General features: G+C 70.3%; 14 protein-coding genes. 8 read left to right on the top strand and 6 right to left on the bottom strand.

The window, feature by feature from the left end; genetic code table 11:
- Window positions 1-11: 11 nt before the first annotated feature.
- The 6 genes from gyrB to dnaA all read right to left on the bottom strand — a co-directional run bounded on the left by gyrB (window position 12) and on the right by dnaA (window position 8,937).
- Window positions 12-2,078 carry a DNA topoisomerase (ATP-hydrolyzing) subunit B gene (gene gyrB / locus LC193_RS14775; RefSeq protein ID WP_226078627.1) on the bottom strand — a complete coding sequence of 689 codons (2,067 nt, stop codon included), beginning with the start codon at window positions 2,076-2,078 and terminating at the stop codon, window positions 12-14.
- A 297-nt stretch (window positions 2,079-2,375) separates the two neighbouring features.
- Window positions 2,376-2,915, bottom strand: coding sequence for a DUF721 domain-containing protein (locus LC193_RS14770; RefSeq protein ID WP_226074628.1), 540 nt, complete (start codon window positions 2,913-2,915; stop codon window positions 2,376-2,378).
- Entirely contained in the window at window positions 2,908-4,029 is a 1,122-nt protein-coding gene (recF, locus tag LC193_RS14765) for a DNA replication/repair protein RecF (RefSeq protein WP_226074627.1), read from the bottom strand. The genes LC193_RS14770 and recF overlap by 8 nt, the downstream gene beginning before the upstream one ends.
- A gap of 99 nt (window positions 4,030-4,128) precedes the next feature.
- The gene (gnd, locus tag LC193_RS14760) at window positions 4,129-5,013 is read right to left on the bottom strand and encodes a phosphogluconate dehydrogenase (NAD(+)-dependent, decarboxylating) (protein ID WP_226074626.1); all 885 of its coding nucleotides are present in this window, start codon (window positions 5,011-5,013) and stop codon (window positions 4,129-4,131) included.
- A 188-nt stretch (window positions 5,014-5,201) separates the two neighbouring features.
- Window positions 5,202-6,332: a DNA polymerase III subunit beta gene (gene dnaN, locus LC193_RS14755; protein ID WP_086159624.1), complete on the bottom strand. Its 1,131-nt coding sequence runs from the start codon at window positions 6,330-6,332 to the stop codon at window positions 5,202-5,204.
- 862 nt (window positions 6,333-7,194) lie between these two features.
- Window positions 7,195-8,937 (bottom strand): chromosomal replication initiator protein DnaA, encoded by a 1,743-nt coding sequence (gene dnaA, locus LC193_RS14750; protein WP_226074624.1) that lies wholly within the window; start codon window positions 8,935-8,937, stop codon window positions 7,195-7,197.
- Between the two features lie 367 nt (window positions 8,938-9,304).
- Between dnaA and rpmH the strand changes: the two genes are divergently transcribed.
- The 8 genes from rpmH to LC193_RS14710 all read left to right on the top strand — a co-directional run bounded on the left by rpmH (window position 9,305) and on the right by LC193_RS14710 (window position 15,049).
- Window positions 9,305-9,442 (top strand): 50S ribosomal protein L34, encoded by a 138-nt coding sequence (gene rpmH / locus LC193_RS14745; protein WP_016472057.1) that lies wholly within the window; start codon window positions 9,305-9,307, stop codon window positions 9,440-9,442.
- Between the two features lie 21 nt (window positions 9,443-9,463).
- Window positions 9,464-9,832 carry a ribonuclease P protein component gene (gene rnpA / locus LC193_RS14740; protein ID WP_086159626.1) on the top strand — a complete coding sequence of 123 codons (369 nt, stop codon included), beginning with the start codon at window positions 9,464-9,466 and terminating at the stop codon, window positions 9,830-9,832.
- On the top strand, window positions 9,829-10,143 hold the full coding sequence (yidD, locus tag LC193_RS14735) for a membrane protein insertion efficiency factor YidD (RefSeq protein ID WP_086159627.1): 315 nt from the start codon (window positions 9,829-9,831) through the stop codon (window positions 10,141-10,143). Before rnpA ends, yidD begins: the two co-directional genes overlap by 4 nt.
- Before the next feature lie 12 nt (window positions 10,144-10,155).
- Entirely contained in the window at window positions 10,156-11,274 is a 1,119-nt protein-coding gene (gene yidC / locus LC193_RS14730) for a membrane protein insertase YidC (protein WP_226078625.1), read from the top strand.
- A 21-nt stretch (window positions 11,275-11,295) separates the two neighbouring features.
- Window positions 11,296-11,802, top strand: coding sequence for a Jag family protein (locus LC193_RS14725; protein ID WP_086159628.1), 507 nt, complete (start codon window positions 11,296-11,298; stop codon window positions 11,800-11,802).
- Window positions 11,799-12,545 (top strand): 16S rRNA (guanine(527)-N(7))-methyltransferase RsmG, encoded by a 747-nt coding sequence (gene rsmG / locus LC193_RS14720; RefSeq protein ID WP_226074623.1) that lies wholly within the window; start codon window positions 11,799-11,801, stop codon window positions 12,543-12,545. Before LC193_RS14725 ends, rsmG begins: the two co-directional genes overlap by 4 nt.
- Window positions 12,546-12,857: 312 nt before the next feature.
- Window positions 12,858-13,931, top strand: coding sequence for a ParA family protein (locus LC193_RS14715; RefSeq protein ID WP_086159630.1), 1,074 nt, complete (start codon window positions 12,858-12,860; stop codon window positions 13,929-13,931).
- Window positions 13,928-15,049 carry a ParB/RepB/Spo0J family partition protein gene (locus tag LC193_RS14710; protein ID WP_226074622.1) on the top strand — a complete coding sequence of 374 codons (1,122 nt, stop codon included), beginning with the start codon at window positions 13,928-13,930 and terminating at the stop codon, window positions 15,047-15,049. Before LC193_RS14715 ends, LC193_RS14710 begins: the two co-directional genes overlap by 4 nt.
- Window positions 15,050-15,098 lie beyond the last annotated feature (49 nt).

The following is a 15,098-nucleotide window of genomic DNA, read 5'->3' as shown; positions in this document are numbered from 1 at the left end:
GCGCCCGGCCGTCAGATGTCCAGGAAACGGACGTCCTTGGCGTTGCGCTGGATGAACGACCGGCGGGCCTCCACGTCCTCCCCCATGAGGATCGAGAACAGGTCGTCGGCCGCCGCCGCGTCGTCCAGCGTCACCAGGCGCAGCACGCGGTGCGCGCGGTCCATGGTGGTCACCCGCAGCTCCTCGGCGTTCATCTCGCCGAGGCCCTTGAAGCGCTGGATCGAGTCCTCCCTGATCCGCTTGCCGCGCTCGCGGCCGAGCTGGATCAGGCTGTTGCGCTCGCGGTCGGAGTAGGCGTACTCGAACTCGTCCCGGCCCCACTTGATCTTGTACAGCGGCGGCTGCGACAGGTACACGTGCCCGGACTCGACCAGCGGGCGCATGAAGCGGAAGAGGAGGGTGAGCAGCAGGGTGTTGATGTGCTGGCCGTCGACATCGGCGTCGGCCATGAGGATGATCTTGTGGTAGCGGAGCTTCGAGATGTCGAAGTCCTCGTGGATGCCCGTGCCGAACGCCGAGATCAGCGCCTGCACCTCGGCGTTCTGGAGCACCTTGTCGATGCGCGCCTTCTCCACGTTCAGGATCTTGCCGCGGATCGGGAGGATCGCCTGGTACTGCGGGTCGCGGCCCGACTTGGCGCTGCCGCCGGCCGAGTCGCCCTCCACGATGAAGATCTCGCACTGCGCCGCGTCGTTCGACTGGCAGTCGCTGAGCTTGCCCGGCAGGGAGGCGGTCTCAAGCAGCCCCTTGCGGCGGGTCAGGTCGCGCGCCTTGCGGGCGGCGACCCGGGCGGTGGCCGCCTGGATGCTCTTGCGGATGATGTCGGCCGCCTCGGTCGGGTTGCGGTCGAGCCAGTCGGAGAGGTGCTCGTAGACGACCCGCTGCACGAAGGTCTTCGCCTCGGTGTTGCCCAGCTTCGTCTTCGTCTGGCCCTCGAACTGCGGCTCGGCCAGCTTGATCGAGATGATCGCGGTCAGACCCTCGCGGATGTCCTCGCCCGTGAGGTTGTCGTCCTTCTCGCGCAGCAGCTTCTTCTCCCGGGCGTACTTGTTGACCAGCTGGGTCATCGCCGCCCTGAAGCCCTCTTCGTGGGTGCCGCCCTCGTGGGTGTGGATGATGTTCGCGAAGCTGTACACGCTCTCGCTGTACTGGCTGTTCCACTGCATCGCGATGTCGACCGAGATGTTGCGCTCGGCGTCGTGCGCCTCGATCTCGATCACCGAGGGGTGCACCGGCTCGCCCTTGCGCGAGTTCAGGTGGCGCACGAAGTCCGCGATGCCGCCCTCGTAGTGGTACGTCACCGTGCGCGGCTCGTCACCGCCGTCGGGAGCCGCGGAGTCCGCGCCCGAGGTCTGCTTCGCGGCCTCGCGCTCGTCCGTGAGCGAGATCGTCAGGCCGCGGTTGAGGAACGCCATCTCCTGGAAGCGGCGCGACAGCGTCTCGAACGAGTACTCCGTGGTCTCGAAGATGTCGCCGTCCGCCCAGAACGTGACCGAGGTGCCCGTCTCGTCCGTCGCCTCGTTCCGCGCGAGGGGCGCCGTCGGCACACCGCGCCGGTAGTCCTGGGTCCAGCGGTAGCCGTCCGTGCGGATCTCCACCGCGACCTTGCTCGACAGCGCGTTCACCACGGAGACGCCGACGCCGTGCAGACCGCCCGAGACCGCGTACCCGCCGCCGCCGAACTTGCCGCCCGCGTGCAGCACCGTGAGCACGACCTCGACCGCGGGCTTGCCCTCCGACTGCACCACGCCCACCGGGATCCCGCGCCCGTTGTCCACGACCCGGACGCCGCCGTCGGCCAGCACCGTCACGTCGATGGTGTCCGCGTGGCCGGCCAGCGCCTCGTCCACGGAGTTGTCCACGACCTCGTAGACGAGGTGGTGCAGACCGCGCTCGCCGGTCGAGCCGATGTACATGCCCGGCCGCTTGCGTACCGCGTCCAGCCCTTCGAGCACCGTGATCGCACTGGCGTCGTAGGAGGGAAGCCCGTCCGCGGACGCGGCGGGGACGGCGGAGCTGGGAGTGTTGTTGTTGGCATCGCCGGAATCGGCCACGAAGCGCCCTTTCTGGCACAGCACGAGCCTGCTCCGGGCAACGGGAGCGGCTACGTCGTTCGACATGGTCCGCAACAGGGCGGGGTTACTCCAGTCTACCGCTAGCGCCAACCGTAATGGCGGTTTCCGGGCCCCTGGGTTCGCATGTGCCGCCCTGAACCGCCATCCAGTGACTCCCTATATGAGGCCCGGGGCCCTGATCCGCTCACAACGGCGCTCAGCGCTTCGGCCTGTCAACCTCTGCGAACGTGACCGGCATCACTCCCGCCCCCCGTTGCACATCCGTGCACGGGTGCCCCGAGCCCTGCCGCGGGCGGCGCCTCAGCCGTAGGTGTCGCCGGGGCCGCGGCTGCCGGGCGCGCGCAGCGGACCCGCCCGCCGCGTCGGGGCGGCGGGACCGAGCACCCGCAGCGACGTCACCGTGCCGCGCCCGAGATCCCCGTTCAGGCGGCGCAGCAACTGCGGGGCCAGCAGCCGCAGCTGGGTCGCCCACGCCGTCGAGTCGCAGCGCACCGTCAGCACGCGGGACTGCTCGTCGTATCCTTCCGGCGCGCAGTGCTGCGCCACGTCCGGGCCCACGAGATCCGGCCAGCGCCCCAGCACACCGCCCACCGCGATCGGCATCTCCCAGCCGCGCTCCACCGTCAGCCGCTCCACGGCGGCGCCCAGGAGCATCGGATCGCGCCCGCCGGGGCGCGCGCCCGAGCGCAACCCACCGCGACGCGCCTGCCTGCGCTGCTGCGTCACCGCGCCCCGCTCGCGCGCCTGCTCGCGGGCCGCGCGCAACGCCACGCGCGCCAGGTCGACGCCGGACAACTCGGCGCCGGCACCCGGCCCCTTCGCCCGCGCGCCGTCACTCACGGTCCACCTTCCCTCCGGCCACCGCGAAGCGGGCCCCCACGAGCCCCGCCGGAACGTCCTGCGGGACCGCCGCCGTCACCAGCACCTGCTCGCCCGGCGCCACCAGCTCCGCGAGCCGTTCCCTGCGCCGCGCGTCCAGCTCGGCGAACACGTCGTCGAGCACCAGCACCGGCTCGGGCCCCTCGCTCTTCAGCAACTCGTACGAGGCGAGCCGCAACGCGAGCGCGAGCGACCACGACTCGCCGTGGCTCGCGTACCCCTTCGCCGGCAAGTCACCGAGACCCAGCACGAGATCGTCCCGGTGCGGCCCCACGAGCGTCATGCCGCGCTCCATCTCCCGCGTCCGCGCCTCGCCGAGCGCGGCGAGCAGCAGCTCGTACAGCTCCTCGCGCGGCGCGGGCGCGCTCGCGACGCCCCGGTAGGCGAGCCCCACCGGGCCGCCCCCCGGCGCCACCTGCTCGTACGCCTTGTCCGCGAGCGGCAGCAGCGTGTCCACCAGGGCCAGCCGCTGCGCCAGCAACTCGGCCCCGGAACGCGCCACATGCTGGTCCCACACGTCCAGCGTCGACAGGTCGGCGCCCCGCCCGCCGCCGTGCCTGCGGGCCATCGCCGCCGACTTCAGCAGCGCGTTCCGCTGCTTGAGCACCCGCTCGTAGTCCGACCTGACCCCGGCCAGCCGCGGCGTCCGCGCCGTGGCCAGCTCGTCGAGGAAGCGCCTGCGCTCGCCCGGGTCCCCCTTCACCAGGTGCAGGTCCTCCGGCGCGAACAGCACCGTGCGCACCACACCGAGCACGTCCCTCGGCCGCACCGGGGAGGAACGGTTCAGCCTCGCGCGGTTGGCCCGGCCGGGGTTCAGCTCGATCTCGACGAGCTGCTGCCTGCCGCCCTCCGTGACGGCGGCCCGCACCACGGCCCGGTCGGCGCCCGCCCGCACCAGCGGCGCGTCGGAGGCGACCCGGTGGCTGCCCAGCGTCGCCAGGTAGCCGACGGCCTCGACCAGGTTCGTCTTGCCCTGGCCGTTCGGCCCGACGAACGAGGAGACGCCGGGGCCGAGCGGCACCTCGGCCCGCGCGTAGGAGCGGAAATCGGCGAGCGACAGATGCGTGACGTGCACCCCTGGGCCAACCTCCTGGATCGCGCGCCTGCCGGGCGCCGCCTGCCGTGTGCCGCGGCGCGCCCGGCGAGCGCGCCGCGTCGTCCCGTCCGAACGCCGCTACGCCGACTTGGCGTTCTCGACGGCGTGCCCGCCGAACTGCTTGCGCAGCGCCGCCACCATCTTCATCTGCGGCGAGTCGTCCTGCCGCGAGGAGAACCGGGCGAACAGCGACGCCGTGATCGCCGGCAGCGGCACCGCGTGGTCGATCGCCGCCTCCACCGTCCACCGGCCCTCGCCCGAGTCGGCCGCGTAGCCGCGCAGCTGGTCCAGGTGCTCGTCGTCGTCGAGGGCGCGGACCGCCAGGTCGAGCAGCCAGGAACGGATCACCGTCCCCTCCTGCCAGGAGCGGAAGACCTCGCGCACGTCGGTCACCTCGTCGGCCGCTTCGAGCAGTTCCCAGCCCTCGGCGAACGCCTGCATCATCGCGTACTCGATGCCGTTGTGCACCATCTTGGCGAAGTGCCCGGCGCCGACCTTCCCCGCGTGCACGGCGCCCGCGTCGCCCTCCGGCTTCAGCGCGTCGAACACCGGCTGCACCTTCGCCACGTGCTCGGCGTCGCCGCCGTACATCAGCGCGTAGCCGTTCTCCAGGCCCCAGACGCCGCCGGAGACGCCGCAGTCCACGAACCCGATGCCCCGGGCCGCCAGCTGCTCGGCGTGCCTGGCGTCGTCGGTCCACCGGGAGTTGCCCCCGTCGACGACCACGTCGCCCTCGGAGAGGAGGCCCGACAGCTCGTCGACCACCGACTGCGTGGCCTCGCCCGCGGGCACCATCAGCCACACGACGCGCGGGGCGTCCAGCGCGTCCACCATGTCCGCCAGGGAGTGGGCGTCGGCGGACGGGGTGTGCGGCGCGTACCCGACGACGGTGTGACCGGCCCGGCGAATGCGCTCGCGCATGTTTCCGCCCATCTTGCCGAGGCCGACGAGACCGAGCTGCATGAGGACTCCATTCATTGCGATATGTCCTGGGGCGAGCCTACGCCCGCGCTCCCGTGCACACCTGTGGGGTCCCACCGCTCAACGGAGCCGACCGCGCCGGAACGGCCAGGTCAGCGCGGCAACGGTCCGCCCGGCGGCGCCGCCCGCCCCGCCACGGGGGCGGAGCTCCGGGCCGGGCGCCCGACGGGTCAGCCGCTCAGGCGCACCGGCATGATCAGGTACTTGTACGCGTCGTCGGCCTCCGCGTCGACGGCCGGCCGGCCGCTGAGCAGCGCGGGCTTCGTCGAGGTGGTGAACGACAGCTGCGCCACCGGGGAGTCGATCGCGCTCAGCCCTTCGAGCAGGAACCCGGGGTTGAACGCGATGGAGATGTCGTCGCCGTCGAGCCGCGCGTCCACGCGCTCCACAGCCTGTGCGTCGTCGCTCGACCCGGCTTCGAGGATCAGCACGCCCTGCTCGAAGCTCAGCCGCACCGGCGTGTTCCGCTCGGCGACCAGGGCCACGCGCTTGACGGCCTCGACGAACGGCGCGGTCTCGATCACGGCCACCGAGTTGAACTCGGTGGGGAACAGCGTGCGGTACTTCGGCAGGTCGCCCTCAAGCAGCCGCGTGGTGGTGCGCCGGCCCGCGCCCTCGAAGCCGATGAGGCCCTCGCCCGCCCCGGCCCCCGCGAGCGCCAGCGAGACCGTGTCACCGCCGCTGAGCGACTTCGCCGTGTCCAGCAGCGTCTTGGCCGGGACCAGGGCCACCGCGGAGATGTCGGGCGTCTCCGGCTTCCACAGGAACTCCCTGACGGCGAACCGGTAGCGGTCGGTGGAGGCGAGCGTCACCGAGTCGCCCTCGATCTCGACGCGGACGCCCGTGAGCACCGGCAGGGTGTCGTCGCGGCCCGCGGCGATGGCCACCTGGGCGACGGCGGACGCGAAGACCTCGGCGGAGACGGTGCCCGTCGCGGTCGGCATCTGCGGCAGCGCCGGGTACTCCTCGACCGGGAGCGTGTGCAGGGTGAACCGGGAGGAGCCGCAGAGCACGGTCACGCGCACCCCGTCGGACGAGATCTCCACCGGGCGGTTGGGCAGGGAGCGGCAGATGTCGGCGAGCAGGCGGCCCGACACGAGGACCGTGCCGCCCTCCTCGACGTCGACCTCGACGGCGACGCGGGCGGACACCTCGTAGTCGAACCCGGAGAGGCTCAGGGACCCCTCCTCGGCCTTCAGCAGCAGCCCCGCGAGAACGGGCACCGGCGGTCGGGCCGGCAGGCTGCGGGCCGCCCAGGCCACCGCCTCCGCGAGCACATCGCGTTCCACCCGGATCTTCACTTCCGCCGCCTCCTGCTGTCGCTGGCCCCTCGCCTGATGGCTCCCTACCGGCCACCAGTCTGACGCACGGCACTGACAGTAGGCGCTTCCGCGAGTCAAATCGAAGCCGGGCGGGTAGGACGCCGAGGGCCGAGTTGTCCACAGCACCCACTTCGAAACGAGTCTCGCGGCTTATATCCGTAGTGGTAGTAGTAGGGCCTGTGGAAACGGTGGATAACCTCGTTTTCCCAGCTCAGGCCCGGTTTTTTGTACACAGGCCCTGTGGGCGGACCCGTGGATGAACGGGGGGTCCCTGTGGATGCCGCGAAGTTGTGCACAGGCCATCCCCAGGCGACCCCGACTTCTCAACAGGTTCATCCCCAGATTCGGGGCGGTTCCCCACAGGCCCGCGGGGCGCCCGCTGTGAGCTGATTCACTCGTCCCGGTGAGAGCGCGCGTTGCGTTGCCGAACAGTGGACAAACCTGTGGATTGCCTGTGTACAACTTCCCTTTGCCTGTGGGCGGGCGGTGGACAACGCTCCGCGGCCCGGATGCCCCGGTCGGCTTGTCCACAGCTGTGGACAACGGCTCTCCACATTCCCACAGGCACCTGACCTGTATCTTCGCCCTCCCAACCGCCTGCCTGTGGACGAGTCTTGGGACGACACGCCGTTCCCACAGGGTGTGGACGGCGAAAACCCGGCGGATCTGTGGAGAACGGGGGGTTGCGGGGCAAGAATCGAACAGCGCCCCCGAGGTGTCTCGGGGGCGCCGGCGGGAGGCGGGGGGCACGGGCGGGGACACCGCAAGGACACCGCGGAGACACCGCGGGGACCCCGGGGGGCGCGCCGGAGCGGCGCGGTCCGGGCGCGGGGCGGGCCGGTCAGCCGTTCTTGATGCGGTTGGTGAGCTCGGTGACCTGGTTGTAGATCGAGCGCCGCTCGGCCATCAGGGCGCGGATCTTGCGGTCCGCGTGCATGACCGTCGTGTGGTCGCGACCGCCGAAGTGCTGGCCGATCTTGGGCAGCGACAGGTCCGTCAGCTCGCGGCACAGGTACATGGCGATCTGCCGGGCGGTGACCAGGATGCGGCTGCGCGATGAGCCCGCGAGGTCGTCCACGGTCAGGCCGAAGTAGTCCGCGACGGCCGAGGTGATCGCGTCCGCGGTGATCTCGGGCGCGGCCTCCTCACCGCCGGGGATGAGGTCCTTGAGCACGATCTCGGTGAGCCCGAGGTCCACCGGCTGCCGGTTGAGGCTCGCGAACGCGGTGACGCGGATCAGCGCCCCCTCCAGCTCGCGGATGTTGCGGGAGATGCGCGAGGCGATGAACTCCAGGACCTCGGGCGGCGCGTTCAGCTGCTCCTGCACGGCCTTCTTGCGCAGGATCGCGATGCGGGTCTCCAGCTCGGGCGGCTGGACGTCGGTGATCAGGCCCCACTCGAAACGGTTCCGCAGCCGGTCCTCCAGCGTGATCAGCTGCTTCGGCGGCCGGTCGGAGGACAGCACGATCTGCTTGTTGGCGTTGTGCAGGGTGTTGAACGTGTGGAAGAACTCCTCCTGCGTCGACTCCTTGCTCGCCAGGAACTGGACGTCGTCGACGAGCAGGATGTCCATGTCGCGGTACCGCTTGCGGAAGGCGTCCGCCTTGCCGTCGCGGATGGAGTTGATGAACTCGTTCGTGAACTCCTCGGAGCTGACGTACCGCACCCGCGTTCCCGGGTAGAGGCTCCGCGCGTAGTGGCCGATGGCGTGCAGCAGGTGCGTCTTGCCCAGGCCGGACTCGCCGTAGATGAACAGCGGGTTGTACGCCTTGGCCGGGGCCTCCGCGACCGCGACGGCCGCCGCGTGCGCGAAGCGGTTGGACGCCCCGATGACGAAGGTGTCGAAGAGGTACTTCGGGTTCAGCCGGGCGGTCGGCTCGGGCGGACCGCCGGACGCGCTGCCCGGACCGCCCGCCGGCCGGTTCTGCTGCGGCACCGCGGGCGGCCCGGGGGCGGCGTACCGCTGCGGCTCGTCGTACCGCTTCTCCTCGTACCGCTTCTCGTCGTACCGCCGGTCCTCGTACGACGGCTCCTCGTACCGCTGCTGCTCGTAGCCCTGCTGCTCGTAGCCCTGCTGTTCGAAGGACTGCTGCTCGAACGCCTCGGGCCGCCCGTACCCCGGGTAGTCGCGGCGCTGCTCCCAGGTCACGGGCCGCGCGACGGGCCGGGGCGCGTGCGGGTGGTCCGGGTAGGCGGCCCGCGCGGCCGGCGGGCCCTGGTAGCCGCCGTCACCGCGGTACGCCTCGTGCGACTCGGCGGGCATCGGCGGGCGGGCGGGCTCGGCCGGCTGCCGCGGCTGGGGCAGCGTCTCCGCGGGCGGCGCGGTGACCGTGATCGCGAGGCGGATCGGCTGGCCGCACTCGCGGCTGAGCGTCTCGCTGACCAGCGGGGCGAGCCGCCCTTCGAGGACGCTCTTGGCGTACTCGTTCGACACGCCGAGCAGCGCGGTGCCGGACACCAGGGCCAGGGGCTGGCAGTCCTGGAGCCATCGGTGGTCCTTGGTCTCCAGGCGCTGACCGTCGGCGAGCATTGACGTCAGTGCGCGTGGCCAGACCGCGGAGAGGTCTGTGGGAAGGTCAGCCACGAGGGCACGCTCTCTCACTCGCAGGGGTGGTGCTGGCTTCGTCAGCCGCCCACGGGTGTGACGGCGAATGCGGTCGGGAAGGGATTCCGAGTTCAGCAACGGTAGTCAGCGCGAGGTACGCGCATCAAGTCATTGTCCACAGGGTGTGTACAACGCTGCGCCGTCCGGGTTTGACCGGCGGGATGCCGCGCGCGTACCGTTACGAGGTCGAGTCGTCGACGGATGCTGCCGCCTGCCTCCGAGGGTTTGAGAGGCGGCCGACTCGCGCGTTGCGATCCTCGTGGGCGCACGGTGACAGCCGTCGGCGGTCCACACCCTGTCTCGGCAAGCCCGTGCCGGAACACCGAAGAATTACTGGAGCCCCCGAGTGAGCAAGCGCACTTTCCAGCCGAACAACCGGCGCCGGGCGAAGACCCACGGCTTCCGGCTGCGGATGCGGACGCGTGCCGGCCGCGCGATCATCGCCAACCGTCGCAGCAAGGGCCGCGCCCGCCTGTCGGCCTGAGCGGCTGACCAGGTCCATGCGGTGCTGCCTGTCGAGAACCGGCTGAGGCGACGCGAGGACTTCGCGACCGCGATGCGTCGAGGGCGCAGGGCCGGACGCCCGCACCTCGTCGTCCATCTGAGCGGTGGAACGGACCCGCACTCGGTGGGAGAACCAGCTTCTCCGCCGCGTGCGGGTTTCGTCGTGAGCAAGGCCGTGGGAAATGCCGTCGTCCGCAACCGCGTGCTGCGCAGGCTGCGCCACCTGATACGGGACCGGGTGGCCGGGCTGCCCGCAGGTAGCCTGGTTGTGGTACGGGCCCTGCCTGGTGCGGGGGATGCGGCCTTCGATCAGTTGGCCCGGGACCTCGATGCCGCGCTGGAGCGGCTGCTGGGAGGGGTACGGCCATGAAGTACCCGCTGCTGCTGCTGATCAAGCTGTACCAGTGGACCATCAGCCCCCTGCTCGGCCCTGTCTGCCGTTACTACCCGTCTTGTTCCCACTACGGGTACGGGGCCATCGACCGGCACGGGGCCGTGAAGGGGACGGCTCTGACCGCTTGGCGCATCCTGCGGTGCAACCCCTGGTCCCGCGGTGGAGTCGACCACGTGCCTCCCCGGAAGCGCCCGGTCTGGCATCAGCGGGTGCGTGGCCGTCTGCGGCCCCGGGCCCTGTCCCACGCCGCACCCGGGGGTGCCCACAACAATGCCCAAGGAGCCTGACCCGTGGACACGATCAATTCGATCCTGAGTCCCCTGTACTGGGTTGTCACCCAAATCATCGTCCTCTTCCACCGGGGCTACAGCCTCGTCTTCGACGAGGACAGCGGATGGGCGTGGGGCCTGTCGATCGTGTCCCTGGTCGTCGTGATCCGCATCGCGCTGATCCCGCTCTTCGTGCGCCAGATCAAGGCGACCCGCAACATGCAGGCGCTCCAGCCGCGGATGAAGAAGATCCAGGAGCGCTACAAGAACGACCGGCAGCGTCAGTCCGAAGAGATGATGAAGCTGTACCGGGAGACGGGGACCAACCCCCTGTCGAGCTGCTTGCCGATCCTGGCGCAGTCGCCGTTCTTCATCGCCCTCTTCCAGGTGCTGAACCACATCGCGAACGACGACCAGGTCGGCGTGCTCAGCGAGGACGAGGTCGACAGCGCCCGGCAGGCGACGATCTTCGGCGCCCCCATCGCGGCCCGCTTCCTCGACAGCGCCGAGAAGCTCGCTGAGCTGGACGCCTCGCAGGGCACGGTGCGCATTGTCACCGTCATCATGATCATCCTGATGTCGGCGTCGCAGTTCTACACCCAGCGCCAGCTGATGACGAAGAACGTCGACCTCACGGTCAAGACGCCGTTCATGAATCAGCAGAAGATGCTCATGTACATCTTCCCGATCATGTTCGCCGTCTTCGGCATCAACTTCCCGGTCGGCGTCCTCATCTACTGGCTCACCACCAACGTCTGGTCCATGGGTCAGCAGATGTTCGTGATCACCCGGAACCCCACGCCCGGCAGCCTCGCCTACCAGCAGCGCCAGGAGCGGCTGCGGAAGAAGGGCAAGCTCAAGGAGGACCCGGCCGAGGTCGAGGCCAAGAAGGCGACCGAGACGGCCCGCGCGAACCGGACGCAGCCCAAGCGCCAGTCGAAGGCGCAGCGCCAGTCGGCCGCCGCCCAGCAGCCCAAGAAGCCGGCCACCCCGCAGGACGGCCAGGGCATCGACCTCGGGAAGCCGTCGGAGCCCGGACAGCAGCAGGCGAAGAAGACCGCCCAGCCGAACCGGCAGAAGGGCAGTCGACCGCAGCCGAAGAAGTCCCGGAACGGCAAGTCGAAGCCGTCCGCGAAGAGCAAGAAGTAGAGCGCGAGAAGGGTCCCACCTGTGACGGACACGAAGTCAACCGCAGCCGAGGACACCGACGTCCTCACCCGCCTTGAGCAGGAGGGCGAGATCGCGGCCGACTACCTTGAGGGGCTCCTCGACATCGCGGACCTCGACGGCGACATCGACATGGACGTCGAGGGCGACCGTGCCGCGGTCTCGATCATCGCGGAGGGCACCGCCCGCGACCTCCAGAAGCTCGTCGGCCGGGACGGGGAGGTACTGGAGGCCCTCCAGGAGCTGACCCGGCTCGCGGTGCACCGGGAGACGGGCGAACGCAGCAGGCTCATGCTCGACATCGCCGGGCACCGTGCCCGCAAGCGGGAGAAGCTGACCGCTCTCGGCAAGGAAGCGGCGCAGCAGGCCAAGGAGGCGGGCGAGCCGGTCAAGCTCAAGCCCATGACGCCCTTCGAACGCAAGGTGGTCCACGACGCCGTGGCAGCGGCTGGGCTGCGCAGTGAATCGGAGGGCGAGGAGCCGCAGCGCCGCGTGGTCGTCCTGCCGTGAGGCGCGACGGCGATCCGCAGGACGCGGCGGCGGAGCTGCCCGAGCCGCCCGCGGCGGCGCGCGAGGTCTTCGGGGACCGGCTGCCGGACGCCATCCGGTACGCCGGTCTCCTGGCCGACGTCGGTGTGGGCCGTGGACTGATCGGTCCCCGCGAGGTCCCGCGGCTGTGGGAGCGCCACCTGCTGAACTGCGCGGTCCTCTCCGAGGTCGTGCCCGAGCAGGTGACGGTGTGCGATGTCGGCTCCGGTGCCGGCCTGCCCGGCATCCCCCTGGCCCTGGTGCGGCCGGATCTTCGCATCACGCTCCTTGAGCCACTGCTGCGGCGGACCAACTTCCTGAACGAAGTGGTGGAGCTGCTCGGCCTTGAGGAGCAGGTCACCGTCGTGCGCGGGCGTGCCGAGGAAGTGATGAACACCTTCGTGCCGGTGCACGTCGTGACGGCTCGGGCCGTCGCCCCGCTGGACCGGCTCGCCGGTTGGGGGATTCCCCTGCTGCGGCCCTACGGGGAGATGCTGGCGCTCAAGGGCGACACGGCGGAGCAGGAGCTGAAAGGCGCGCGTGCCGCTCTGGCGAAGCTGGGCGTCGTGCGCAGCTCCGTGCTGCATGTCGGGGCCGGCCTGGTCGACCCGCTGTCCACGGTGGTACGGGCGGAAGTCGGCGAAAGCCCCGGTGGGGTGCGGTTCGCGGCCAAGCGGGCCAAGGCGGCGCGGCGTGGCGCGCGGAGCGGGCGGCGTTCCTCGTAAGGGGTCGGCGTGGGGCCCGGTGAGCGCACGGCGCTCACCGGGCCCCTTCGTATGGGCGGGCCGACACGACGCTCAAAGAGCCGAATATGCTCGGGGCGCGGAGTGTCTGGCCCGGCGACTCTCTGAAGCGTGGGCATCGTGTTTCACGTGAAACGCCGCTCGCTGCTCCAAGGAATCATCAGTCGTGGACGCGTAGCCGCTGAGCCACGCAACCGCCGCTCCCGCGCCACCTCCGAAAGTGTGACGGGGTTGTCCACAAAGGGGTCGCTGTCCACAAGTAAGCCGTCCTCGCTGGTTCGTAACCCCCGGGACATGGCAGGCTTTGAAACCACGAACCCTGCATGTGTCGAGGAGAGTGAACCATTGCGGTCCGACGCCAACATCGCTGGGCCGACGGCCGATCCGGTGCCTGGCCCCCGAGCCGAGCCGGTCGACGCTCCGGGAGGTGCGGTCGACCTGGCTCCGGCGGCTCCGCCGTCCCCAGGCCAGCTGCCGAGCCGCGCTGCCCAGCAGGCCGTTGCGGCGATGTACCGTTCCGGCGGCAGCCTGCCGCGACCGGAGCAGACCCGGATCATGGTCGTTGCGAACCAGAAGGGCGGCGTCGGGAAGACCACGACCACGGTCAACCTGGCCGCTTCCCTGGCCCTGCACGGCGCCCGTGTCCTGGTCATCGATCTTGACCCCCAGGGGAACGCCTCCACGGCTCTCGGGATCGATCACCACGCGGAGGTCCCGTCGATCTACGACGTGCTGGTGGAAAGCAAACCGCTCTCCGATGTCGTTCAGCCGGTGCGTGACGTCGAGGGGCTGTTCTGTGCGCCGGCGACGATCGACCTGGCGGGTGCGGAGATCGAGTTGGTCTCGGTGGTCGCCAGGGAGAGCCGTCTGCACCGGGCGATCAAGGCCTACGAGCAGCCCCTGGACTACATCTTCGTCGACTGTCCGCCCTCGCTGGGACTGCTCACGGTCAACGCCCTGGTGGCCGGCGCCGAGGTCGTCATCCCGATCCAGTGTGAGTACTACGCGCTGGAGGGGTTGGGCCAGTTGCTGAGGAACGTCGAGTTGGTGCGCGGGCACCTCAACCCGCGGCTGCATGTGTCGACGATCCTGCTGACGATGTACGACGGCAGGACTCGGTTGGCCTCGCAGGTGGCCGAGGAAGTGCGCAGCCACTTCGGTAGCGAGGTGCTGCGGACGAACATCCCGCGGTCGGTGCGCATTTCGGAGGCGCCCAGCTACGGGCAAACAGTGTTGACGTACGATCCGGGCTCCAGCGGATCGCTGTCGTATCTCGAAGCGGCCCGGGAGATCGCGCTGCGCGGCACGTCCGCCCAGCCAGCAGTGCCACCGCAGGATCAGCACAACCCGGTGAAGGGGACGCAGTGAGCGAACGACGGAGAGGGCTCGGACGAGGGTTGGGCGCACTGATCCCGGCCGCGCCCACGAGCGGGGAGCCACGGGACGCGGGTGGGGAGGTGACGGCGTCCACCTCACCGACCTCTGTTCCGTTGCTTACCGCGGACCGGGGCATGGTGATCCCCACGAACTCTCTGAGGGCGGACGAGGAGCCGGAGTCCGTTTCACGTGAAACGACGCCGCCGGCGACCGAGGCGCCGGAGCCCGTCGCTGAGATGGGAGTGGCCGGGGCGCACTTCGCTGAGCTTCCCCTGGATGCGATCACGCCCAATCCGCGGCAGCCGCGTGAAGTGTTCGACGAGGACGCACTGGCCGAGTTGGTCACCTCGATCAAGGAGGTGGGCCTGCTCCAGCCGGTGGTGGTCCGGCAGCTGGGGGCGGAGCGCTATGAACTGATCATGGGGGAGCGCCGCTGGCGCGCGTGCCGCAAGGCGGGTCTTGAGGTCATCCCGGCCATCGTGCGGGCCACCGAGGATGATCAGATGCTCCTCGATGCCCTGCTGGAGAATCTGCATCGGGCACAGCTCAATCCCCTCGAAGAGGCGGCGGCCTACGATCAACTGCTGCGCGACTTCAAGTGCACGCACGATGAGCTCGCCGTCCGGATCGGTCGTTCCCGACCGCAGGTCTCGAACACCTTGCGTCTGCTCCGGTTGTCTCCGGCTGTGCAGCGGCGTGTTGCCGCCGGCGTGCTGTCGGCGGGGCACGCTCGTGCCCTTCTGTCCGTGGACGACGCGGAGGAGCAGAACAGGCTGGCCCAACGCATCGTGGCCGAGGGGCTGTCGGTGCGAGCCGTGGAGGAGATCGTCACCCTCCAGGAGAGCGGGCCGACGAAGCCGGAGGGACGCAGCAGGGGGCCGCGGGCGGGGAAGCGTGTCTCCCCGGCGCTCGATCACCTTGCGGGACGGCTCTCGGACCGCTTCGAAACGCGGGTGAAGGTGGACCTGGGCCAGAAGAAGGGAAAGATCGTCGTCGAGTTCGCGTCGATGGAAGATCTGGAGCGCATCCTCGGCCAGTTGGCTCCCGGGGAGGGGCCGGTGCTGGTCGGGCAGAAGGATGAGGAAGGCACGGCGGAAGGCGCCGACTGAGTCCGTGGCCGTGACGTGGTGAGGGCCCGCACCGTTTCACATGAAACGG

Source organism: Streptomyces marincola (assembly GCF_020410765.1).
Taxonomy (GTDB): domain Bacteria; phylum Actinomycetota; class Actinomycetes; order Streptomycetales; family Streptomycetaceae; genus Streptomyces; species Streptomyces marincola.
Note: the sequence above shows the minus strand (reverse complement) of the source record. Positions and strands in the feature narration are given on the sequence as shown.